Source organism: Pseudomonas batumici (genome assembly GCF_000820515.1).
Lineage (GTDB): Bacteria > Pseudomonadota > Gammaproteobacteria > Pseudomonadales > Pseudomonadaceae > Aquipseudomonas > Aquipseudomonas batumici.
Genome location: NZ_JXDG01000068.1, coordinates 50185 through 72103, shown reverse-complemented (window position 1 = coordinate 72103; position 21919 = coordinate 50185). Strand labels below are relative to the sequence as shown.

19 protein-coding genes and 1 pseudogene are annotated in these 21919 nt (G+C 60.4%); 11 read left to right on the top strand and 9 right to left on the bottom strand.

The window, feature by feature from the left end:
- Positions 1-149 precede the first annotated feature (149 nt).
- The 8 genes from UCMB321_RS25920 (at position 150) to UCMB321_RS25890 (ending at position 8887) form a co-directional block, all read left to right on the top strand.
- Positions 150-1286: a TIGR03364 family FAD-dependent oxidoreductase gene (locus UCMB321_RS25920; protein WP_040071535.1), complete on the top strand. Its 1137-nt coding sequence runs from the start codon at positions 150-152 to the stop codon at positions 1284-1286.
- Positions 1283-1882: a phosphonate degradation HD-domain oxygenase gene (locus UCMB321_RS25915; protein ID WP_052451360.1), complete on the top strand. Its 600-nt coding sequence runs from the start codon at positions 1283-1285 to the stop codon at positions 1880-1882. Before UCMB321_RS25920 ends, UCMB321_RS25915 begins: the two co-directional genes overlap by 4 nt.
- A gap of 175 nt (positions 1883-2057) precedes the next feature.
- Complete coding sequence (locus UCMB321_RS31110; RefSeq protein WP_167337464.1) at positions 2058-2210, top strand: hypothetical protein; 153 nt, start codon at positions 2058-2060, stop codon at positions 2208-2210.
- Positions 2211-2395: 185 nt separating this feature from the next.
- A complete protein-coding gene (locus UCMB321_RS25910) occupies positions 2396-3676 on the top strand; it encodes an HlyD family secretion protein (protein ID WP_245220851.1) in 1281 nt (426 codons plus the stop codon).
- Positions 3673-5838, top strand: a complete 2166-nt coding sequence (locus UCMB321_RS25905; RefSeq protein WP_040071533.1) for a peptidase domain-containing ABC transporter — start codon at positions 3673-3675, stop codon at positions 5836-5838. The genes UCMB321_RS25910 and UCMB321_RS25905 overlap by 4 nt, the downstream gene beginning before the upstream one ends.
- On the top strand, positions 5835-6845 hold the full coding sequence (locus tag UCMB321_RS25900; protein WP_040071532.1) for a lysophospholipid acyltransferase family protein: 1011 nt from the start codon (positions 5835-5837) through the stop codon (positions 6843-6845). The genes UCMB321_RS25905 and UCMB321_RS25900 overlap by 4 nt, the downstream gene beginning before the upstream one ends.
- A complete protein-coding gene (locus UCMB321_RS25895; RefSeq protein WP_040071530.1) occupies positions 6842-8218 on the top strand; it encodes an efflux transporter outer membrane subunit in 1377 nt (458 codons plus the stop codon). The genes UCMB321_RS25900 and UCMB321_RS25895 overlap by 4 nt, the downstream gene beginning before the upstream one ends.
- Positions 8219-8350: 132 nt before the next feature.
- Complete coding sequence (locus UCMB321_RS25890; RefSeq protein WP_040071528.1) at positions 8351-8887, top strand: hypothetical protein; 537 nt, start codon at positions 8351-8353, stop codon at positions 8885-8887.
- 10 nt (positions 8888-8897) lie between these two features.
- Here the strand turns inward: UCMB321_RS25890 and UCMB321_RS25885 are convergent, their stop codons facing one another.
- Both UCMB321_RS25885 and UCMB321_RS25880 read right to left on the bottom strand, forming a co-directional pair.
- Complete coding sequence (locus UCMB321_RS25885) at positions 8898-10271, bottom strand: DUF3482 domain-containing protein (protein ID WP_040071527.1); 1374 nt, start codon at positions 10269-10271, stop codon at positions 8898-8900.
- The gene (locus UCMB321_RS25880) at positions 10264-11643 is read right to left on the bottom strand and encodes a DUF2868 domain-containing protein (protein ID WP_040071526.1); all 1380 of its coding nucleotides are present in this window, start codon (positions 11641-11643) and stop codon (positions 10264-10266) included. The genes UCMB321_RS25885 and UCMB321_RS25880 overlap by 8 nt, the downstream gene beginning before the upstream one ends.
- A 139-nt stretch (positions 11644-11782) precedes the next feature.
- Here UCMB321_RS25880 and UCMB321_RS25875 point away from each other — a divergent pair, with 139 nt between their 5' ends.
- Positions 11783-12295: a dihydrofolate reductase gene (locus UCMB321_RS25875; RefSeq protein ID WP_040071525.1), complete on the top strand. Its 513-nt coding sequence runs from the start codon at positions 11783-11785 to the stop codon at positions 12293-12295.
- Between the two features lie 74 nt (positions 12296-12369).
- Here UCMB321_RS25875 and UCMB321_RS25870 read toward each other — a convergent pair whose 3' ends face one another.
- Entirely contained in the window at positions 12370-13761 is a 1392-nt protein-coding gene (locus UCMB321_RS25870) for an L-cystine transporter (RefSeq protein ID WP_040071524.1), read from the bottom strand.
- Positions 13762-14100: 339 nt separating this feature from the next.
- On the opposite strand from UCMB321_RS25870, the gene UCMB321_RS25865 reads away from it, so the two are divergent.
- Together UCMB321_RS25865 and UCMB321_RS25860 are read left to right on the top strand one after the other, a co-directional pair.
- A complete protein-coding gene (locus tag UCMB321_RS25865) occupies positions 14101-14685 on the top strand; it encodes a YopT-type cysteine protease domain-containing protein (RefSeq protein ID WP_167337463.1) in 585 nt (194 codons plus the stop codon).
- 165 nt (positions 14686-14850) lie between these two features.
- Positions 14851-15441, top strand: a complete 591-nt coding sequence (locus UCMB321_RS25860; RefSeq protein ID WP_040071522.1) for a YopT-type cysteine protease domain-containing protein — start codon at positions 14851-14853, stop codon at positions 15439-15441.
- Between the two features lie 66 nt (positions 15442-15507).
- On the opposite strand, the gene ilvD is transcribed toward UCMB321_RS25860, so the two are convergent.
- The 6 genes and pseudogenes from ilvD to UCMB321_RS25835 all read right to left on the bottom strand — a co-directional run bounded on the left by ilvD (position 15508) and on the right by UCMB321_RS25835 (position 21839).
- Positions 15508-17355 carry a dihydroxy-acid dehydratase gene (gene ilvD, locus UCMB321_RS25855; RefSeq protein WP_040071521.1) on the bottom strand — a complete coding sequence of 616 codons (1848 nt, stop codon included), beginning with the start codon at positions 17353-17355 and terminating at the stop codon, positions 15508-15510.
- A 467-nt stretch (positions 17356-17822) separates the two neighbouring features.
- Positions 17823-18281: an REP-associated tyrosine transposase gene (locus UCMB321_RS25850; protein ID WP_040071520.1), complete on the bottom strand. Its 459-nt coding sequence runs from the start codon at positions 18279-18281 to the stop codon at positions 17823-17825.
- A gap of 142 nt (positions 18282-18423) precedes the next feature.
- Positions 18424-18531, bottom strand: a pseudogene (locus UCMB321_RS30855) (RlmI/RlmK family 23S rRNA methyltransferase); the annotation flags it as partial.
- Positions 18532-18593: 62 nt separating this feature from the next.
- Positions 18594-19799, bottom strand: a complete 1206-nt coding sequence (locus tag UCMB321_RS25845; protein ID WP_040071519.1) for a multidrug effflux MFS transporter — start codon at positions 19797-19799, stop codon at positions 18594-18596.
- Positions 19792-20757 carry a diiron oxygenase gene (locus tag UCMB321_RS25840; protein WP_040071517.1) on the bottom strand — a complete coding sequence of 322 codons (966 nt, stop codon included), beginning with the start codon at positions 20755-20757 and terminating at the stop codon, positions 19792-19794. The genes UCMB321_RS25845 and UCMB321_RS25840 overlap by 8 nt, the downstream gene beginning before the upstream one ends.
- Positions 20754-21839, bottom strand: coding sequence for a SagB family peptide dehydrogenase (locus UCMB321_RS25835; RefSeq protein WP_040071516.1), 1086 nt, complete (start codon positions 21837-21839; stop codon positions 20754-20756). The genes UCMB321_RS25840 and UCMB321_RS25835 overlap by 4 nt, the downstream gene beginning before the upstream one ends.
- Positions 21840-21919 lie beyond the last annotated feature (80 nt).

Sequence of the window (21919 nt, the reverse complement as noted above, 5' to 3'; positions counted from 1 at the left end):
GTGCTGCATCGACCGTTCGGCCGCCATCGCCAGCAAGCCGGCTCCTACAGAATTGGCATCGTACGCAAATGATTTGCCCGCCGCAGAACTGTAGGAGCCGAGCTTGCTCGCGATCCGCGCAGCGGCCATTCCCCTAAGGACCCCCCTCCATGACCAATCACAGCGACATCCTCATTGTCGGCGCCGGCATCCTTGGCCTGTCCCATGCCTATGCTGCCGCCCGCCGCGGCCTCAAAGTCAGCGTCTTCGAGCGCAGCGCCACGCCCCTGGGCGCTTCGGTGCGCAACTTCGGCCAGGCCCTGGTCACCGGCCAACCGCCGGGAATCATGTCCGAGCTGGCCCGCGCCAGCCGTGAAATCTGGGCCAACTGGGCGCAGCAGGCGGGCTTCGCGCTCAAGCGCAACGGCTCGTACCTGTTCGCCCGTACCGAAGCCGAAGAACAGCTGCTGGACGCATTCTGTGCCGGACGCGCCCGGGAACAGGGCTACCGCGTCGAGCTGCTGCGCGGCGCCGCGTTGAACGATCTCTACAGCGGTCAATTCAGCCATCACCGCGCCGCCTTGCACGGTCTCGACGACCAGCAGCTCTACTCCCGCGAGGCAATCCCGACGCTGATCGAATACCTGCATCGCGAACTGGGCGTGACGTTCCACTTCTCGACCCTGGTGCGCGAGGTGGAACCCGGCCAACTGCACAGCACCGCCGGCACCTTCCACGCTGAACAGATCATCGTCTGTTCCGGCCACGACTATCAGACCCTGCTGGCCGAACCCATCAGCCAGCTGCAACCGTCCATCTGCCGCCTGCAAATGCTCCGCGCCCGGCCCCAGGTCGAGTTCAACCTGCAACACGCGCTGCTCACGGGCCTGAGCTGCGTGCACTACGGCGCTTTTTCCGACCTGCCGGAAGCGGCGGCGATCCAGGCGCAGATCCTGCGGGAAAGCCCGCACCTGCACGAACACGGCATCCACCTGCTGATCAGCCCAACCCCTTATGGCGAACTGATCATCGGCGACTCCCACCACTACGGCAGCGATGCGTCGCCGTTCAATGCCGAACAGGTGGATACCTGGATGCTGGAACTGGCCGAGCACACCCTGGGCTGCAAGGTGCAGGTGGTGGAGCGTTGGCAGGGCGTCTACGGCGCCAAGGGGCCGGGGCCGTTTTCGCTGCTCCAGGCCGCGCCGGGCGTGAGCGCCGCGCTGATGCACACGGGGGTGGGCATGAGCGTTGGCCCGGCCCTGGGCGAAGGTCATATCGCCCGTTTGCTGGGGGAGTCGGCATGAAGTCCGTCGAGCAGGTACTGGACGAAGTCTTCGGCCTGTACCTGCAGTTCGGTGACGCCGACTACATTGGGGAGCCGGTGTCACAGCTCGAGCATATGTCCCAGGCCGCGCAGCTGGCGCTGGCCGAGGGCTTCGACGATGAGGTGGTGCTGGCGGCGTTCTTCCACGACATCGGGCATATCTGCCCGCCTGGAGAGCAACCGGTGGGGGACATGGGCGGTTATGGCGTGGTCAGTCATGAGCGCCTCGGTGCCGACTACCTGCGTCGGGCCGGCTTCGGCGAGCGGCTGGCGCGGCTGGTGGAGTATCACGTCCAGGCCAAGCGTTTTCTGACATTGCGTGAACCCGGGTACTACGAACGATTGAGCGAAGCGAGTCGCCGTACCCTGGCGTACCAGGGCGGTGTCATGAGCGAAGAGGAGGCCCGGGCGTTCGAGCAGGACCCGCTATGCGCGGTGAGTCTGCGGATGCGTCATTGGGACGAACAGGCCAAGTGCGAGGAAGTCCCTGTGCTCGACCTGCGGCTGTTGCGCGACAAGGCGGCGCAGTTCCTACGTGAACAAGGGATGAGTGACCACGCATCCGTACGGCTTTAACACAGGACTCCAGAGACTATTCGGATATAAATAAATACGACCTTGGCCGAAGATGGCACTCGCAGTTCAAGCACGGCGCGTCGTTCAGGAGCTGTCTGAAAGTTCGATTCGACGGTGATCTCGCCGGACGATTCGATGCTGTCTTCATCCAATAATAATGCCGAGGTTTACACGTATGCTGGAAGCAACCCAACAAGAAAACACCCTTCAGGAAATGACCCTCGAAGAGACCCAGGACGTTCGTGGTTCCGGGTTTTTCACCGACTTCGGTCCGCTCCTCGACAAAGCCGTCGACTGGATCTCCGAAGGCCTGAAGAAAGCCAGCTGATCCCGCTGCCAGGGCGATAGCCATCGCCCATTGTAGGAGCCGGCTTGCCGGCGATGAGGCCCGCACGTCCTGCATCGACTGTCCGGCCGCCATCGCCGGCAAGCCGGCTCCTACAGGGTCCTCAAGACTGTATTCCTTCATCGGCGCGCGCCCTGTCGCGTCGGTTGTCATGCACGAGTTCACCTATGCTTGAGTTGGGCAAGGTCGCGCCGCGAGCGGCGTTGGCACCCGTGGTCTTCGCCTGGTTCGTCTGCCTGTTTTTCGCCGGTGGCCTGGTCTTGCTGTTCATCGGCAACTACGCGAAAAAAGAAGATGTTCAGGGCCGGATCCTTACCCGCGATGTGGTCCGCATCACCAGTGAACGCCCCGCCCATATTCGCGAAGTACTGGTCGAGGCCGGCGAGTCGGTGAGCAAGGACCAGCCCTTGGTGCGTATCCGCACCCTGGAACCGGAAAGCTTCAACGAAGGCAGCGACAAACCCCTTTCCGCCCAAAGCGCCGAGCGCCTGGGCAGCCTGCTCGACGATGCCACTGGCGATGAAACCCAGGCCCGCTCGGCCCACGAAACCCAGAAGAAACTCCTGCAATTGCAGATCGAGCAGTTGCACAAGGACCTGCAACTCACCGCGACCATCAAGCGCTCGATCCAGCGCCGAGCCGCGATTGCCCTGGAAAACCGCCAGCGTCACGAGCGCCTGGCCGCCGAAGGCGCGGTGTCCGTGGCGGCGCTGAACGAAGCGATCGTCAAGCACGAGGCGGTGCTCCAGGACCTGGCGAACAACGACCTCGCCCAGGCCAGCGCCCAGCAACGGATTCTCGAACTGGAGCAGCGCGGCAGCGAAGCCGATCACACCCTCACCAGCCGCCTCAGCGGCCTCGCCCGGCAACGGCATGACCTGCGCGAGCGCCTCGAAAACCTCAACAAGAGCCAGGAATATGTCCTGCTGTCACCCGTCGAGGGGGTGGTCGACGCCGTTTCGGTGTTTCCCGGGGCCCGGGCCCAGGGCGGCCAGCCGATGATGTTGTTGCGCATCAGCCGGGCCCTGCACGAAGCACCGGTGGTGGTCCTCGACGTCAGTCCGGCGGCCATCGGTTTCGCCAGCGCCGGTACCGAAGTCATCGTGCGGGTCGATGCGTTTCCCTATGAACGCTACGGCGTGATCAAGGGGCAGATCGTCCGCAGCACCGCCAGCACCTACCTCGAAGCCCCACCCGGTGCCAGGACCGATGGCGAGGAGCCGGGGCCGACCTATCGGGCCGAGGTGAAGCTCGATTTTTCCGACTCGCGGACCAAGATCCGCCAGGACTGGCTCAAGGATGGCATGACCCTCAGCGGTTCGTTGCGCCTGGAACGCCTGAACCTGATGGAATGGCTGTTCCTGCCGGTGCTCCGTGGGCTGGCGGGTAATCCGGACTATCTGCCGACGCTGGGCACCCCGGCGCGGCCTGTGGACAAGTCGGCATGAGCCGGCTCAAGCAATCGCTGCGCGAGGCCTTGGCCCGTTCGCGGCAGCTGTTCCAGCGCACGGTCCCGGTGATTCTCCAGGACGAGATGTCCGAATGCGGCATGGCCTCGATTGCCATGGTCGCCGGCTATCACGGCAAGGCCCTGAGCTTGCGCGAGATGCGCCAGCGCTACCGGGTAGCGCGGGACGGTATGTCGTTGTTCCAGGTGATCAAGGTCAGCGAGGAACTGGGCTTCAGCTGCCGCCCGCTGCGCTTGCAACTGCACGACTTGCGGCAACTGCGCACGCCGTCGATCCTGTTCTGGAACAACATGCACTTCGTCGTGCTGCAATCCACCAACCGTCGGGGGCTGCATATCGTCGACCCGGCGGTGGGACGGCGCTTCCATACCTGGGAAGAAGCGCTGTCGATGTTCAGCGGCGCGGCGCTGGAAATGCTCCCGGGGCTGGGTTTCACCACCCAGGTCCATCGGCGCGTTCCCGGCACCTTCGGCCCGCTCGGCGTCCTGCGCAAGAACACCTGGCTGTTGCGTTACCTGGTGCCCATGGGCCTGCTGTCGGTGGTCGGCTACTTCGGCGCCATCGCAGCGCCCAAGCTGTTTTCCCTGACCATCGATGAAGTCGTGGCGAAGAACGACGAGGATTTCCTCTTTCTGATCCTCTATGTCTTTGGCGGGATCTTCCTGTTCAAGAGTCTCGCCGCCTGGCTACGGGCGGTCCTCGATATGCGCCTGCGCATCGCCCTGAGCCAGGATCTGTCCACTGGCGTCATCGCCTGGCTGCTGCGGCTGCCGGTGAGTTACTTCGAACGCCGGGCCCCCGGCGATATCCTGCGGCGGACCCAGGCCACCGACAAAGCCTTCGTGCAGTTCACCGCCGGCTGGATGGACATCGCCATCGACCTGGCTTTCGGTGTGGCGTTCCTCGCCCTCATGGCCTTGATCAATGCCAAGCTGGCGGCCTTGTCGCTGCTGCTGTGCCTGTTGTTCTTTCTGTTTCGCGGCCTGACCTTGCCGGTGATGGAAAAGCATCACAAGGCCTCGATCGAAGCTGAGACGGCGCGCAACGTGACCTTGCTCGGCACCCTGGGCCATGTCGAGTCGATGAAGCTCTACAACTACGAAGCGGCCAAGCTGGCGAACTGGAGCAACCAGCACACCGACACCGAAATGGCCCGCGCCGGCGTCCAGCGTTTGCAGGCAATGAACCAGGTGGTGCACGAAGGGCTGTCCCACGGCCATTCGCTGCTGGTCAGCGCCCTCGGCGCGCTGGCCGTGCTCCATGGCGAGAACAGCGTCGGCGACCTGTTCGCCTTCGTCCTTTACAAGGACATGTTCATGGGCTGCGCGCTGAAGGTGGTCGACAGCTATATGAACCTGCGGCTGGTGAAGGTCGAGCTCAAGCGGGTCGAGGAAATCGTCGATGAGCCGGTCGAGCCGGTGGAGTCGAGCGTGTACAGCGCCGATCCCCTCGGCGAGCAGCAACCCTTGCGTTCGATCCAGATCGAAGGCGCGCGTTTTCGCTACAGCTCGTTCGACCGGCCGACCTTCGAGGATCTGAGTTTCAGCCTGGAAGGCCCGTGCCGACGCATCGCGATATTCGGCCCTTCGGGCTGCGGCAAGAGCACTTTCCTGAAAGTGCTCGCCGGCTTCTATGCCCTGGACACGGGGCGCTTCAGGATCAACGGCCTGGCGATGCGGCATTTCGGTTTGCGCCGCTACCGCCAGAGCGTGGCCTATGTCACGGCCCACGACGAGATCATTGCCGGTACGGTGATCGAGAACATCCTGATGGACAGCGACCCGCTGGACGGCATCCGTTTGCAGAGCTGTGTCGAGCAGGCCGGGCTGCTGGAAAGCATCCTGAAGCTGAGCAACGGCTTCAACACCTTGCTTGGGTCCATGGGCGTGCAATTGTCTTCGGGGCAGAAGCAGCGCTTGCTGATCGCCCGGGCGCTGTATCGGCGCCCGGAGTTGTTGTTGCTCGATGAACCGACTTCCCATCTGGACCCCAGTGCCCGCGACGTGATCATCGAGACCGTGCGCCAGTTGCCCATGCTGTGTGTGATCGTGACCCACGACAAGGCCGTGGCCCAGGCCTGCGACACCGTGCTGCTGATGCACCAGGGGCGTTTGCGGCCCCTGGCTGGCGCGGCACGATGACGCCGTTTCGACCGGGTTGGCCGATCCGCCGCTGGTTGCTGTGGATGCGCTTCAAGGCTGGGTTGCGCGGTCGTCTGGTGAAAGGGCTGGCGCTGATCTTTCGGTTGAAAATCGCCCATCGCGGTTTGCCGCTGTTGCCGGCCCTCCTGCTGCGACTACCGTCCGCATGGCGCGGTCCGGACTACAACGCCTGTCGGCAGAATCTCGAGCTGTTTGGACTGGCCCCCCGGAGCTGTCGCCTGCTGGCCTGCCGCTACAGTGCAATCCAGTTGCAGTGCGCGATCTACCAGGTGCTTTACCCGCGCAGTCATCCCGAGCGGTTACGCGCCTGGATTCGTGCGATTGCCTGGCACGACCCGGAGCGACACTGGCCGCGTACGCGGGTGCGCTCGACGATCATCGTACTGGCGCACACGGGGGAATACTGGATGGCAGTGGCCTGCATGATCGAGCGCTGCCCGGCGCCGAAGCGTTTCATCATTCCGATCTGGAACTTCAACGATGCCCTGACCCGACGCTCCCTGAAGAGCCTGGAGGCTTTCGGGCACCGCGTGGATATTCTCGACAGCAACGATCCGAAAACCGCGCTGGCGATTGCCCGGGCGCTCAAGCGCGGCGACCAGGTGATCATCTTTGCCGACCTGCCGGTGAGTTTCGGCGGGGTGCGTTCCGGCGAGCCGGTGGATGGCCGCCTGTTTGGCCGCGCCGCGCAATTCGTCAAAGGGCCGATGTTCCTGGCGGCGAAAATGAAGTGCGACGTGTTGCTGGCGGGGCATCGTGCCCGGCTCGGCGGCTGCGGTGAGCTGCATGTGATCCGGTGGATCACCCGCGCCGCTGTACCGGAGATGCAGGCGCAATGGGCCGTGGCGATGGAGTCGTTCATTGCCGAGGCGCCCGAGCACTGGTTCTACCTGTCACGATTGGAAGCCTTCTATCAGCGGCAAAAGACTTCGGACGAGAAAACCTCGGGATTGCCGGGTCTGCTGCAACGGCGGAGGGTCGGATGAGGGGGCGTTATCTGGGACTGGTTGCCTTGCTGTTGACGGGGTGTTCGTTTATTCCCGACTACCAGCGGCCGTCGCCGACAGTGGCCGAACATTGGCGTGAGCCGGGCTCGCAGGATGATGCCGCGCCGTTACCGGACTGGCGCGAGGTTTTTCTCGATCCCGAGCTGCAAGCACTGATCGAACTGGCGCGGATACATAACCATGATCTGCAGGTGGCTGTCCTGCGCATCGACGAGGCGCGGGCGCTGTATGGAATTTCCGCTGCCGAGCAATGGCCTGGCGGCGGGATCGACGGTTCGGTGCAACGGCAGAAGATTTCCGCCGCGGACTCGCCCATCGGCAAGGCGGTGATTCGTGAGCAGGGGCAGTTCAGGCTGGGGATCACCGCCTTTGAGCTGGATCTCTGGGGCCGGGTCCGGGCGCTGAAGGCTGAAGCCGGGCAACGCCTGGTGGCCCGTGAGGAAGACGCCCTGAGTGTGCAGATCGGTTTGGTCGGCGAGGTCGCGACGGCTTACTACGAGCATCGTGCCTATCTCGAGCTGCACCGGCAGAACCGCCAGTTGCTGGAGCGGGCCGGCGAATCGAAACGCCTGATCGGACGTCGTCAGGCGCTGGGGTTGGCGAGCGAGTTGGAGCTGCGCCAGGCCGATGCACTGGCGTTGACGCTGGAGGCCGAAGTGGCCGATGCGGACCGTCAGCAGCGCTTGGCCCTGAACCGGCTGGAGCTGTTGGTGGGGAGGACTCTGGAGCCTTCGCGGTTTTCCTCCGTCTCCTGGGGCGACGGGCCGCAACTGCCGGAGATCGCCCCGGGCCTGCCCTCCGAGTTGCTGGTGCGACGCCCGGATATCCGGGCCGCCGAGGCCCGGCTCAAGGCCTTCAATGCCAATATCGGCGCCGCCCGAGCGGCCTTTCTGCCGAGTATTTCCCTGACCGGGTTCTTCGGCGCCAGCAGCCCGCAGTTGAGCGAACTGTTTTCCGGGGAGGCCAAGGGTTGGTCATTTACTCCCGCCGTGACCTTGCCGCTGTTCGATATGGGCAGGCGCTTTACGCAGCTTGAGCTGTCGAAGGTGCAACGTGAGATTGCCGTGGTCGAGTACCAGCGTTCGATCCAGCAAGCCTTTCGTGAAGTGGCCGACGCATTGGGCTCGAACGAACCGCTCAATCGACAACTCGATACGCAGCAGCGGCTGGTGCTGAACGAGTCGCGCCGCGTCGAGTTGGCGCAACTGCTCTATCAGGATGGCTTGAACAGCTACCTCGAAGTGCTCGATGCCCAACGCGGCCTGAGCACGGCACAACAAGCGCTGATCAGGACCCGCTTGTTGCAGGTGAGCAACCGTATCGCCCTGTACAAGAGCCTGGGCGGTGGCTGATCGGCTCCGAGGTTGAAGGGTTCGCAGCTTTCAGAGCCGGGTGAGGTTTCGTACGCAAGGTCAGGAATCCCGGTCTGGTGACTGATCGTCGCGGCGAATTAAGGTGAGGGCTCACATGGAAAGGAGTCTTTTATGCGTTATTTGAGAATGACCGCCCAGGATCGCAGCGGCAATGGCCGGGCTGATACGGTATTGCTGCGCTTTTATGAGGAAGTGCCTGGCAAGCCCGACAAGCTGGTGCTCAAGGCCGCGGCGGTCGACATGACCGCCGATGGAGTGACGGACTTGCAGTTCGGTGGTGACGTCAACCGTGATGGCAAGGACAACGCCAAGGATGAAAAACTGATCCGGGCGTTTGCCAATGCGTTCCTGAAGTTCGGCTGGTTCAACCAGGGGAAAAGCTGGCAGCGCTATATCAAGGTGTTTGCCGAGAACTATCACAACGACAAGTCACCGAATGTGGTGAGGCTGCATCTTCATGAGGGGACGGGGACGCCCAGGAACCAGACCCTGCTCTATAAGGCCTCGGCCCATGACACCGACAATAATGGGACCTTGGATTCGGTGGTTTACTTCGACATCGACGGCGAGGACATTTTCAGTCGGGCCGAAGAGGAATGGATCAAGTATATGGGTCGGACCTTTCTGAAGTTCAGGTGGTATAGCTGACAGGTCCGTTTCAGGTCTCAGTCAGACGCTGCAGCAACAGGTCGATCTGTTCCTGGCGTTCTGGCTGGTTCAACCGGGCTGGAGCGTTGAGCGACGACCACTGCGGATATGCCCGGGCCTTGTGCAAGGCCTCGGGCAGTTTGCCCTCACGCCAGGTGGTGTCCGCCGGCAGGCTCATCTGAATACGCTCCATCGCTGCATGCCCACGCGCCTCCAGGGCTTGCAGCAGTTGCCGTTGGCGCAGCGCCAACAGGCGCAGCACGTTGTCGTCGACGGTCAGTTCCCGTTGCCCCTTGAGTTTGCCCAGCAGGCGGCTGCCATAGCCGCGGGCGGTTTGCAGGGCACCGCCGGCGATGGCGCCGACCAGGGCAGCCGCGCCGAGGGTCAGGCCACCCACCAGCAGGTCGATACCGGCACCCGCCGCCGCACCCGCGGCAATCCCGCCACCGACCTTCACCCCCAGTTGCTTGAGGGTTTCCGGGTTGAACAGATCGTCGCCCCAGCGCCCGTCCAACAGCGGCAGGTCGCTGGCCGCCGCATCGCCGGGGCGGAACGCATAGAGCTTGAGCAAGGCATCGACGCAACGCTGCTCCCGTTGACGTACGGCCTGGCGCAATTCGCCGATGGCCCGGGTCTGCGCGTCGGTGTCGCTGACCACGCTGCGCCGACAGGCCGCACAGTCGATCAGCAGTTCGGCGATCAGTCGGTTGGCGCTTTGCCGTCGAGCCCGTCGCTGTGCCTCCAGGTCGAGGACCAGGCGCTCCAGTTGCGGGCGCGCCCCTTCCAGCAACAGCGCCAGGCTTTCATACAGGCGCCGCTCACCGTCCTCCGGCGGGGCCACGCTGTCGAACCGCACCAGCGCGTGCAGTCCCAGGCGGGCCAAGGCTTCACGCCATTGCGGCTCGCGCTGTTCGGCACTGCTGACAAAATTGAGCACCGGCAACAGCGGCTTGCCACAACTGGCGAGCACGCTCAGTTCGTCGCGGTATTTAGCCAGCACCGGCTCGCGGGCATCGATCACATAGAGCCCGGCGTCCGAAGCCAGCAACTGGCGCAGCACCTTGGCTTCCTGTTCGAAACGCTGGCGGGCTTCGCTGCCGTCGAGAAAGCGCGCGACGCGGGCCGGACCGTCGAGACGTTCGCCGGGTCGATCCAGGCGTTCGAGGTAGTCGAGCAGGGCGATGGCGTCTTCCAGGCCCGGGGTGTCGTAGAGTTCGAGCAGGGCTTCACCCTCCACCGACAGCCGCGCGCCCTCCACATGCCGGGTGGTGCTGGGGCGGTGGGAGACTTCGCCGAAGCCGACATCCCGGGTGAGGGTGCGCAACAGTGAGGTCTTGCCGACATTGGTGTGGCCGACCACAGCCAGTTTCAGCGCTTTAGTCATGACCCGTCTCCAGCCAGTTCAGCGGGGCGCTGTCGGCGAAGGGCAGTTCCAGCCGTTGCAGGGCGCTGTGCCAGTCGCCGAGGCGGTCGGCATCCAGCGCCTGGCCGGGCGGCGCCTGCAGCAGCCAGACGCGGGTCGCGCCGGCGCTGCGGGCCAGTTCGGCGATCAGCCCGAGGCTGCCACGGTCCGGCGAGCGTCGCGGGTCGCAGGCGATCGCCAGGCGCGCCGGTGGGAAGCGGGTCAATTGTTCGAGGAGCTTGTGCCGCGACTCGCGGCTGTCGAGGATGCCGGCGTCGCGTACGGTGTTCGGCAAGGTCGGCGGCCAGGGGCGCTGGTTGTCCAGTTCGATGGCCACCAGCAAGGCGCCTTCGCTCTCCAGGGCGGTGGCACCGGCTTCGGCGCTGTGCAACGTGTCGGGCGCCAGGTCGCTGACCCCCAGGCGTTCGCTGCTGGGCATCAGACGTTCGCGCAGTTGCGCATAGCCGGGCAGGTTGAGGTCCAGGCTCAGGGCGCGGCTGCCGTGCCGCCAGCGCCACAGGCAAAACACCGCCAGCAGCAGGCGCGGCAACACGCCATAGACCACCAGCACCCCCACCAGCCAGGAGGCCCAGGCGTGCCGGGCATTCTCCAGGTTCAGCGCGGTATCGCCGCTGGCGCGGATCATTTCCGTGTCGGGCAGGCCGAAGCCCAGCAGGGCGGGCAAGGCGCCCAGGGCCTGGGTCACCGCGACAAAGGTGTCGCTGTGCAGCAGGGTGGTTTCCCAGACGAAGCCGTAGCGCCGGGTCGACATCAGCATCAACAACAGGGCCAGGGCGCTGAGCATGGCCAGCAGCCAGAGGCCGTGAATCACGGTGCCGATGGCCCAGCGATTGAGGCGCCGACGCTGCAGCATCAGCAGCAGGGCGGGTGCCAGTTGCGCGGCCTGGGCATCGCGGGCGAGCTTTTCGCTGAGCCACAGCCAGAGGCGCCCGAAGCTGGCCGCGTGTTCGCCGGCGAAGGCCAGGCCCAGGGCCCAGCTCAGCAGCAACAGCAGGTTCAGGCCGAGCAGGCTGCCCAGGGCCCAGAACACATTGACTGCTGCCTGGCCGTTGCCCAGGGCGGCGAAGGCCATGCCGGCACCACTGACGATCACCACCAGCGCCAGGACCAGCAGCGCCAACCGCGCGCCTTGCAGCCAATGACGCAAGGCGTTGAGCAGGCCATCGCGTTCGGCCAGCCAGAGTGCGCGGTGCTGGATGCGTGTCGGCAGGTCGCCCCCCGCGGCGCGGGCACGGCGATTGGCTTCGAGGTCTTCCAGCGGGCCTGCCTGTTCTTCGCGCAGGCGCACCGTCTCGGTCAGCCAGAGGCGGTGCAGGGGAGTCGGTTCAGTCACGCGGCGTCCTGGGCTCAAGTGAGTTGGAAGCATAACCGCTGTGGCGGGTACCTGCATCCCGGTGTCCGCCGTCGCCAGGGTGAGTTAATTTTGTCGGCGTATGTCCGAGTTGGCTTACGGGCTCTGGTATCCTCGCGGCATGAACAGAACTCTCCCTTTAAGCCTGATCGCGGCCCTCGGTGAAAACCGCGTGATCGGCGTCGACAACAGCATGCCCTGGCATTTGCCGGCGGACTTCAAGTACTTCAAGGCCACGACCCTCGGCAAGCCGATCATCATGGGGCGCAAGACCTGGGATTCGCTGGGACGGCCGTTGCCGGGCCGGTTGAATCTGGTGGTCAGTCGCCAGGTGGGGTTGCAGCTGGAAGGCGCAGAGGTTTTTCCGTCGCTGGAGGCGGCGCTGGTGCGCGCTGAACAGTGGGCGCTGGAGCAGGGCGCGAGTGAACTGATGCTGATCGGTGGGGCGCAGCTTTATACCCAGGGCCTGGAGCAGGCGGATCGGCTGTACCTGACCCGCGTGGCGTTGAGCCCGGAAGGCGATGCCTGGTTTCCGCAGGTCGATGAAGGTCAGTGGAAGTTGGTGTCGGATGAGCCGCACCCGGCAGCGGAGGGCAAGCCTGCGTTCAGTTTCGAAATCTGGGAAAAACGTTAAAAGCTTTGTAGGCAAGCTCGCCCCATGTAGGAGCGAGCTTGCTCGCGATAGCGGTCTATCAGCCGCCGCCGAACTCAGGCCTGTGCCAACTCCCCATGCTCTTCAGCCTCCAGCAACGCCTTGTCGGTCTGCTGCATCACCTGGCTGGCAATCGCCCCGGCGGTGATCGAACCGCTCACGTTCAACGCCGTGCGGCCCATGTCGATCAACGGCTCCACGGAAATCAGCAGCGCCACCAGTGACACCGGCAGACCCATTGCCGGCAGCACGATCAGCGCGGCAAACGTCGCCCCGCCACCGACCCCGGCCACCCCGGCTGAACTCAAGGTCACGATGGCCACCAACGTCGCGATCCACAGCGGATCCAGCGGGTTGATCCCCACCGTTGGTGCGACCATCACCGCCAGCATCGCCGGATACAGCCCGGCACAACCGTTCTGGCCGATGGTCGCGCCGAACGATGCGGCAAAGCTGGCAATCGATTGTGGAATCCCCAGCCGGCGGGTCTGGGCCTCGATGCTCAGCGGAATGCTCGCTGCGCTGGAGCGGCTGGTGAAGGCAAAGGTCAGCACCGGCCAGATCTTGCGGAAGAAGCGCAGCGGGTTGATCCCGGCCAGCGACACCAGCAGCCCGTGAACCACGAACATCAAGCCCAGGCCGATATACGAGACCACCACGAAACTGCCCAGCTTGATGATGTCCTGCAGGTTGGAACCGGCGACCACCTTGGTCATCAGCGCCAGCACGCCGTAGGGCGTGAGTTTCATCACCAGGCGCACCAGGCGCGTGACCCAGGCTTGCAGGGTGTCGATGGCATTGACCACCTTCTGACCCTTCTCGGCATCATCCTTGAGCAGTTGCAGCGCGGCCACGCCCATGAACGCGGCAAAGATCACCACGCTGATGATCGAGGTCGGCTTGGCCCGGGCCAGGTCGGCGAAGGGGTTCTGCGGGATGAACGAGAGCAGCAGTTGCGGCACATTCAGGTCGGCGACCTTGCCCGCGTAGTCGCTCTGGATCACTTGCAGGCGCGCCAGTTCCTGGGTGCCGGCCACCAGGCCTTCGGCGGTCAGGCCGAACAGGTTGGTCAGGCCGATACCGATCAGCGCGGCGATGGCCGTGGTGAACAGCAGCGTGCCGATGGTCAGGAAGCTGATCTTGCCCAGGGACGTGGCGTTGTGCAGGCGGGCCACGGCGCTGAGGATCGAGGCGAACACCAGCGGGATCACGATCATCTGCAGCAATTGCACGTAGCCGTTGCCGACCAGGTCGAACCAGCCGATGGAGGCCTTGAGGACCGGGTTGCCGGTACCGTAGATACCGTGCAGGGCAACACCGAAGATCACCCCCAGGACCAGGGCGAGCAGCACTTTTTTCGCCAGGCTGAAGGTAGTGTGGCGGGTTTGGGCCAGACCCAGCAGCAGGGTGAGGAACACCAGCAGGTTGAGAATCAGCGGCAGATTCATTGAAGCTCCGAAAACGATAGGTGCCAATTACCTTGGTCGGCAATTGTGAACCGGCAAGCCTAACAGCTTGATATATATGGATTTAATATCGATATGGAATGGCGACCGTCGTTTTTGGAATAAGTCGGTGGCGGTTGCGCATGCGATGGTGATGGAAGCGGAGCACAAAGGGGGGGAGCCGGTGGATGAGGACTGTTGCATGCCTGTAGCTTGAATCACCTTCATGGGCGAGCGTGTCATAGTTAAATGTGAAACTTTGATTTGCCGTGGGCGTTAATTTATAGAGGTGCATTTTATTGACTCATTATAATTCCGGTGATGTTTATACAGGGAGTTGTGATGAGCATTTTTGCAAGGTATGCGAAGTTCTTCGAAGGGATTTGTGGCAAGCTCAGGCAACGCGATTACGTCAATCGTTACAATCTCCAGAATAAACGGGGCGTCTGTCACGCGCTGTGTTTTATCTACCTTGAAACGCGCCGAAACAGTGAGAAGTTTCAAGTGGCCAAGGAGCACGAGCCCCTGTGGCACCGCGCTGACGCGCTGCAAAGCATGCTGGTGCACGGTAATGTACCTGGTGCCTTTCCAATGGTTTCTAGCGGAGTTGAATGGGTTGCCTTGAACACGGGCTGGAAAATAGCGGGATGGAGTTCCAGTGTCGCGCCTTATATAAACTTGGCGAGTCACATCATGAACGCTCCGGGGAAGGCATTTATTTTACATGTGGGTCATCACGCGTGCGCAGTTTTCAAAGAGAAAAATCAAAGCAGGATACGTTTTTTTGATCCGAATTATGGGCAGGCGGTGTTCAATTCCGCGGATAAGTTCTCTTCATTTATAAATGCTTTTCTTCAGGATTGCAGCATTCAGAAAAAATACGATATACCGTTTGGGGCGACGGTTCTGGCGATGCACTTGCGGTAGGAAGGCTTGGCGGTGGCGGCGGACACGTGCTGGTTGAGCGTTAGTTTATAGCGGGTGTGTAGAGGCTTTATTCATAATTATGTTTGAGTCTGGCGCCTTATTTGGCAAGGTGAGCGCTTGGTGGCGTGGTTTTTGAATTTCTATGGACAGTGAGCTTTATTTCATATGAATCCGGTTTTGAAATATGCAAAACGATTTGGCGGAAAGTGCGGAACGCTGAAGCAGGATGATTTTATAAGCAAATACGCTCTTGATAATCGGGAGGGGGTTTGTTATGCCCTCAGTCTCTTGTATATTTCATTACATGCAAAAGGGATCGATTTTGGCTCGATCAGAAAGGATGAATCGACCTGGAAGCTTGTTGACGGTCTGCATAGCGTATGCCGTAACTTTCATGACAAAGTGAGCTGGTCTTCGAGGTTTGTCCCCGAGTGGGTCAGGGCATCTGCTCCGCTAGTGGGCCTGCGTGTTCTGGTGGGGGACCTGTGCGTTAGTCCTTTCTATTTTGAGATCAGTAGCGCCCTTGAGACACATCGGGGTGGGGCGTTATTACACATCGGCGGGCATGCTTGCGCTGTGTTCAAGGAGAAGGACGGTCGGGTGCGTTTTTTTGAGCCCAATTATGGTCAGGCTACGTTCGTGCTGTGGGAAAACTTTGTTGCGTTCCTGTATTTCTATCTTCGTAACCGTAAGATCGAGAGGGAATATAATTTTGCAGTAAGTGGAATATACGTGTACCGCTTTGAGCTCGCCTGAGTGGCCGCTCTGGCGGATAAATGAAAAGCCCGACCATTCAGTCGGGCTTTTTGCTGTGCCGGGTAGTCAGGGTACCAGCTTGTCCAACATCGCCTTGTCGCGTACCGCACCTTTATCGGCACTGGTGGCGAGCAACGCGTAAGCCTTCAAGGCCGTGGTCACTTTACGTGGACGCACTTCCACCGGCTTCCAGCCTTTCTTGTCCTGCTCGACACGGCGTGCCGCCAGTTCCTCATCGCTGATCAACAGGTTGATCGAGCGATTTGGAATGTCGATCAGCACCTTGTCGCCGTCCTGGACCAGGCCAATCGCGCCGCCCGCGGCCGCTTCCGGAGAAGCATGGCCGATGGACAGGCCCGAGGTGCCGCCGGAGAAACGTCCGTCGGTCAGCAGGGCGCAGGCTTTGCCCAGGCCCTTGGACTTCAGGTAGGACGTCGGGTAGAGCATTTCCTGCATGCCCGGGCCGCCTTTCGGACCTTCGTAGCGGATGATCACGATGTCGCCGGCCTGCACTTCGTCGGCGAGGATGCCGCGCACGGCGCTGTCCTGGCTTTCGAAGATCTTCGCGTTGCCTTCGAACACGTGGATCGACTCGTCGACACCGGCGGTTTTCACCACGCAGCCGTCCAGGGCGATGTTGCCGTACAGCACGGCCAGGCCGCCTTCTTTCGAGTAGGCGTGCTCGACGCTGCGGATGCAGCCGTTTTCACGGTCGTCGTCGAGGGTTTCCCAACGGGTCGACTGGCTGAACGCGGTCTGGGTCGGGATACCGGCCGGGCCGGCCTTGAAGAAGGTGTGCACCGCTTCGTCGTCGGTCTGGGTGATGTCCCACTGGGCGATACCCTCGGCCAGGGTCCTGCTGTGCACGGTCGGCAGGTCGGTGTGCAGCAGGCCGCCACGGGCCAGTTCGCCGAGGATGCTGAAGATCCCGCCGGCGCGGTGCACGTCTTCCATGTGGTACTTCTGGATGTTCGGCGCGACCTTGCACAGCTGCGGTACGTGACGGGACAGGCGGTCGATGTCGCGCAGGTCGAAATCGATCTCGGCTTCCTGGGCGGCGGCCAGCAGGTGCAGGATGGTGTTGGTGGAACCGCCCATGGCGATGTCCAGGGTCATGGCGTTTTCGAACGCCTTGATGTTGGCGATGCTGCGCGGCAGAACCGAGTCATCGTTGTCGCCGTAGTAACGCTGGCACAGTTCGACGATGGTGCGGCCGGCCTGGAGGAACAGCTGTTCGCGGTCGGCGTGGGTCGCCAGGGTCGAACCGTTGCCCGGCAGGGCCAGGCCCAGGGCTTCGGTGAGGCAGTTCATCGAGTTGGCGGTGAACATGCCGGAGCACGAACCGCAGGTCGGGCAGGCGCTGCGCTCGTACTCGGCGACCTTCTCGTCAGAGGCGCTGGAGTCGGCGGCGATGACCATGGCGTCCACCAGGTCGAGGCCGTGGGAGGCCAGTTTGGTCTTGCCGGCTTCCATCGGGCCGCCGGAGACGAAGATCACCGGGATGTTCAGGCGCAGGGCGGCCATCAGCATGCCGGGGGTGATCTTGTCGCAGTTGGAGATGCAGACGATGGCGTCGGCGCAGTGGGCGTTGACCATGTATTCGACGGAGTCGGCGATGATCTCGCGGCTCGGCAGCGAATAGAGCATGCCGTCGTGGCCCATGGCGATGCCGTCATCCACGGCGATGGTGTTGAATTCCTTGGCCACGCCGCCGGCGCGTTCGATCTCGCGGGCGACCAGTTGGCCCATGTCCTTGAGGTGGACGTGGCCGGGGACGAACTGGGTGAAGGAGTTGGCGACGGCGATGATCGGTTTCTTGAAGTCGGCGTCTTTCATCCCCGTGGCGCGCCACAGGGCGCGAGCACCGGCCATGTTGCGGCCGTGGGTGGATGTTTTCGAGCGGTAATCAGGCATGGAGCACTCCGGGCGGCTAATCAGGTACACAAAGGGAAGTGAGCTTCTATGGGCCTCTGGCGCACACCGAAAATAGCCGGGTGCCCGAAAGCTGCCGTTGGCCTCGCGGGATCGCCGCGCGCCTGGGCCTGAGCTCATAAACCCGCCGGGGGATGACTGGCGATGAATAAGCTGATTCTACACGGGTCGTGGGCGGAAGGAATGGCGGCAAGCGTTGTGTCAGGGGGGACGAGACGTGTGGTGTGACGACTTGCACTTGTAGGAGCGAGCTTGCTCGCGATGGTCGCTCAGGTGCCGCGGGGTATCAGGCGCCCCGCGTTATCGTTGACGTCCATCGCGAGCAAGCTCGCTCCTACAGGGGCTGATGCCTTCGCCGTTTGTTCGCGGTGGTCGCCCTGACCTCGCAGGGTATCAGGTGCCCCGCGTTATTGTTGATGTCCGGGGGAGGGACGGGGCGGCTGGGAGTTTCACAGCCATATAGCATCCCAAAGCGGATAATCACCGATATGTTCGACCATCCCTGCTCGTAGCGGGTTGGCGACGATGTAGCGAGCCATGGTTTTCAAGTCTTCTTCACGGCGCAGGGCCCGGTCGAAATAGCCCTTTTGCCACAGCGGCGCCTGAATCCCCCTGATTTTGTTGACGGTTCGGGCGCTGCGGGATTTTGTGCCCTGCATCAGTCTGGGCAGGTCGCCGTTGTGCAGTTCAAGCAGCCAGTGAAAATGATCCGGCATCACGACCCAGGCCAGCGATTGCGCCGCACCGGTCTGCTCGGCCTGTCTGAACTCATTTACGACCAGACGGCCCAAGTGCCAGTCCTTAAAGGCCGGCTGGCGATTCAGGGTGACTGCGGTCAGAAGGTAGATGCGCCCCGGTTCCGAAAAGCGGCCGACGCGTAGTCGATGGGCGTGAGGGAAGCTGGACATTCCGTTGTCCTCTGCGCGAATGGAGGAACAACGTTAATGGAGGGAGGTTCGGATTGTCTTGTTGGCAGTGGGTCAGGATGTGTCCGTCGGGACGCATCGCGAGCAAGCTCGCTCCTACAGGGGAGCGAGCCCGGTTCGGGGGTTAGCTGTTCGGCAACAACCGGCAAATAATGCTCTTGATATAGCGCGTCTCCGGAATCGTTGGGTGTTCCGGATGATCCGGGCCCTGGCCACCGCGCTCCAGCAACCGGAAATGGGTGCAGCTGCTGAGGCTGGGATTATGGAGTGTGAAGGATAACGAGCGGGATTGTGTCACTCGAAAACCGGTCGTTGGTTACGTCGCTGGATTAGCGTGTTCAGACCAAGTCCGGTCGTGCTCAGTAGCAGAAAGGACAAGGCGAGTGTCGTTTCGAGTGCCACTGGGCTGAGATTGACTAGCGCACTGATCAGTCCGCCGCAAACGAAAATCAACGTGTTGCCAGCAGAGGCGCTGGCGCCCGCTTGGTCTGGGAAACACTCCATGGCTTTTGAGGTCGCAGCAGGACGAGTGATAGTGGTGCCCGCAGTACAAATGACCATCGGTATCAGCATCGTTATTGTCGACAAGCCGAAGTGATGTGACAGGTAAAATAGCATCACTCCAGCGCAGAAAATAAAGCATAGGCCCACAGTGATTTGGGTGTTGGTGGTTATTTTTGTGCTTAGAAGTCCAGCGGCTACACCACCGATGACATAAGCAGCGCCGTAGAGCAAAAGAGTTAGTGAGAACTCGTATTCGGAAAGTTGCAAGTGCTCCATGAATATCAATGGTGAAACGACGATGAACGAAAAGTGACAAGTAAAAACCAGTGCAGCGATCAGCCAATAGCCAAGGAACCTCATGTCAGTGCAAATATGGCGATAGGATTGGAAAATTGAGCGGTGAGAGGTTCGCTCCATTATGGAGTTCTCTAGGAGCAGGCAGGCTTTGATGAATACCACAGTGGCGACTATGGCAAATATATAGAAACTGCCTGGCCAATCAAGCCAATTCTGCAATGAGGCTCCGGCCAAGGGTGATAGCGATATGAAAATACCGCTGGCAGTAACAATGAGAATGCGTAACCGATCTCGCTCTTTGCCCTCGAATAGATCTTGGACGAGGGCTTGTGACAGCACAAAACAGCCGCACCCGAGTGCCTGGATCAGACGAAAAAGTAAAAACAGACTGTATTCGTTGGCTAGCGCACACCCCAGCGCCCCCAGCATGGATATCGCCATACCGGTCAGAAGGAGGCTTTTTCGGCCTATTTTGTCTGATAATGGACCAATGAATAATTGGGAGATGGATATGCCGATGGCGAACAAGCTGATGGATAGGGCAATGTCGGCTGGGGAGCGATTGAAGTGAGAGGACAGTGAAGGAACAGACGGGAGCAGCACATCGATTGGGAATACTCCTAGCAACACCATGGATAGTAAAAGCGCAATAGCCGAGATTTTTTTGTTTTTCTCTTTGGCATGATTTAACTCAATCATCGATCAGTCCCGCTTCCTTGAAAGAAAGCCTGTTATTTTTGTTGTCGAAAACACCAGCTTTTTTCATAGCAAGGAGAGTAGGTGTGGCACCGACTCGGATGCGTTGGATAGCGGTAGACTTATTCAAGAGTGGGTAGATGATAGTACGGATCTGAGAGGTGGGGAAACCTGTGCTGCGCAGACTTTCTGTCAGCCATGGCTCATCAAGTTCTGAAAAAATTAGAATGATGTTTTTCAGCAATTCTACTGTGAGTAACTGTTGGTTGGCTTCAAGGTGCTGCCAAAAATAGTAGAAAGCATCTGCGAAAAATCGACTATGTCGGGCTTCGTCTTCCAGATGCTGTCGTAGAATCTGGTATACGCTGGAAATTATGGTGTTACAGGTGATGTTGAGTAGCTCTTTGGCAATGATTGTCTCGGACACAAAGCCAATCAGGAACCATGCCAATGGTTTGTGTTCTGTCTCAATTTTGTCGATAAGGTCGAGCAAGAGAGTGATTCGTAGTGGCCTAGGGCTTTGGCTCTGAATACCATAGTATTCTGAAACCTGCTTGGCAATTTCATAAGAAAAATATGCGTGGTAGCCCTCATCGGTATAGAGTTGCAGGGCGGCGGATTTCATCGACTCAGGTATATAACTTTGCAGCTCCTCATGGATAATAGTTTCCACGGAACGGTTGACGATTTTGTGTTCTAGTACGGTAGTGTAGTTGAGAAAATGAATCAGGTGGTTGGCTGTTAGTCTTTGCTTGATTTTCTTATCTGTGTTAGCGGCTAATGGGTGTTGTAGATAGGGCATGAAGGTTGGAGGAAACCAGTATTTACTTTCTAGTTCAAGCTCCAGCTCTCGCTTGGAAGGAAAAAGAAAATTGCTTTTTTTTGTTCTTACACAGGCTTTGTTATCCCAGTCTCCCAAAGTAAAGAAGGGCGAGTGGGCCATGGAGCTGGAAAGTGTCATTGTTGAGCACTCCGTTCCTGGATCAGCGTGCGGAGTTCTTTGCACTGGGCTTCTGAGTCGCCCTTTCCGCATCCCACGAAAAACAGGACTTGTTCAGGACTGTTTTCCAAATTCAGTAAGTTTTCGATTCGTTCGTCAGCCATAGCGCCGGTCAGCCAGGTTTTTAGCCCGAGTGCAGTGGCGATCAGTTGGAGCGTTTGGGAGATGTGACCCGTTTCGACGTAGGCCATCCGATAGGCTCGTGAGTGCTCATATTTCCACCACAATTTGTCAAAGCGGCAGGTGAGAAATACACCGAAAGGCAACGCGTTGATGAAATGCTGACCAGCCAGTAATAGACCCAGAGGTTTGGCAGGCAACGGGCTTGTGAAGCTCAATGCATGGTGGTTTGGATGATAGCGATAAATTCCGGGATCTATCCCCTTGATCCTACGAGCATAGATAAAGCCATCGCAGGCGTTCAACCCACCCCCGGAAGGGCTGCTGCGTCGTGATCGTAACGTCTCGGGAATGGACTCATCGATATCCTGCTCGCGTTCCTTCAGATAACCGAGCGAGAGATAGAGCAAGGTGCTGGCGTGGCTGAGAGATATTTCATCCTCGCTGAACGATCGGCAGGTTTTTCTACTGATCAGGCTTTGGGTCAGCGACATCTTTAATGACTCTGCCGACAATGGGGGTGGCAGGGGGATTAGAGGGGATATGGGGTGTTTCTTTGAAAGGAAGTCAGGCGCCGGCTTTTTCAATACCTCATCACAATGTGCTAGATAGTGTACTGACCATTCTTGAACGTCTTGAGGCTCATGCTCGTAAGGAATATCCTTGGTGCCGATATGGAATATCTTCGACAGCTCGTCCCATTTCCAGTCAGGGGGAGTGTATTTTGTTGCGCTAATAATTCCGGATGCGAGAAATTCTGCGTCCATCGAAGCATGGGCGTCAAATGAGTTTGGATTATCTATGAGTTCGGTCAGACGCTTTGCATAATGAGCGTTTAGTTCGTATTGCGTGTGTGTTTTGTAGTTCCATACGATCTGGTGTGGTGGTCGCGCAATAATAAATAGGTTCGGATTTATATGCATGGTGTGCCACCTTGTTGGGAAATGCTAGCAAGAGGGAGTCGGGCCGCCGGCACTGCCCGATCCCTCATTGATATTAGCGC

Bases quoted from the DNA above. Each gene is read 5' to 3' on its own strand.
- UCMB321_RS25920 (WP_040071535.1), top strand. From the start codon at position 150: ATGACCAATCACAGCGACATCCTCATTGTCGGCGCCGGCATCCTTGGC.
- UCMB321_RS25915 (WP_052451360.1), top strand. From the start codon at position 1,283: ATGAAGTCCGTCGAGCAGGTACTGGACGAAGTCTTCGGCCTGTACCTG.
- UCMB321_RS31110 (WP_167337464.1), top strand. From the start codon at position 2,058: ATGCTGGAAGCAACCCAACAAGAAAACACCCTTCAGGAAATGACCCTC.
- UCMB321_RS25910 (WP_245220851.1), top strand. From the start codon at position 2,396: ATGCTTGAGTTGGGCAAGGTCGCGCCGCGAGCGGCGTTGGCACCCGTG.
- UCMB321_RS25905 (WP_040071533.1), top strand. From the start codon at position 3,673: ATGAGCCGGCTCAAGCAATCGCTGCGCGAGGCCTTGGCCCGTTCGCGG.
- UCMB321_RS25900 (WP_040071532.1), top strand. From the start codon at position 5,835: ATGACGCCGTTTCGACCGGGTTGGCCGATCCGCCGCTGGTTGCTGTGG.
- UCMB321_RS25895 (WP_040071530.1), top strand. From the start codon at position 6,842: ATGAGGGGGCGTTATCTGGGACTGGTTGCCTTGCTGTTGACGGGGTGT.
- UCMB321_RS25890 (WP_040071528.1), top strand. From the start codon at position 8,351: ATGCGTTATTTGAGAATGACCGCCCAGGATCGCAGCGGCAATGGCCGG.
- UCMB321_RS25885 (WP_040071527.1), bottom strand. From the start codon at position 10,271: ATGACTAAAGCGCTGAAACTGGCTGTGGTCGGCCACACCAATGTCGGC.
- UCMB321_RS25875 (WP_040071525.1), top strand. From the start codon at position 11,783: ATGAACAGAACTCTCCCTTTAAGCCTGATCGCGGCCCTCGGTGAAAAC.
- UCMB321_RS25870 (WP_040071524.1), bottom strand. From the start codon at position 13,761: ATGAATCTGCCGCTGATTCTCAACCTGCTGGTGTTCCTCACCCTGCTG.
- UCMB321_RS25865 (WP_167337463.1), top strand. From the start codon at position 14,101: ATGAGCATTTTTGCAAGGTATGCGAAGTTCTTCGAAGGGATTTGTGGC.
- UCMB321_RS25860 (WP_040071522.1), top strand. From the start codon at position 14,851: ATGAATCCGGTTTTGAAATATGCAAAACGATTTGGCGGAAAGTGCGGA.
- ilvD (WP_040071521.1), bottom strand. From the start codon at position 17,355: ATGCCTGATTACCGCTCGAAAACATCCACCCACGGCCGCAACATGGCC.
- UCMB321_RS25850 (WP_040071520.1), bottom strand. From the start codon at position 18,281: ATGTCCAGCTTCCCTCACGCCCATCGACTACGCGTCGGCCGCTTTTCG.
- UCMB321_RS25845 (WP_040071519.1), bottom strand. From the start codon at position 19,799: ATGATTGAGTTAAATCATGCCAAAGAGAAAAACAAAAAAATCTCGGCT.
- UCMB321_RS25840 (WP_040071517.1), bottom strand. From the start codon at position 20,757: ATGACACTTTCCAGCTCCATGGCCCACTCGCCCTTCTTTACTTTGGGA.
- UCMB321_RS25835 (WP_040071516.1), bottom strand. From the start codon at position 21,839: ATGCATATAAATCCGAACCTATTTATTATTGCGCGACCACCACACCAG.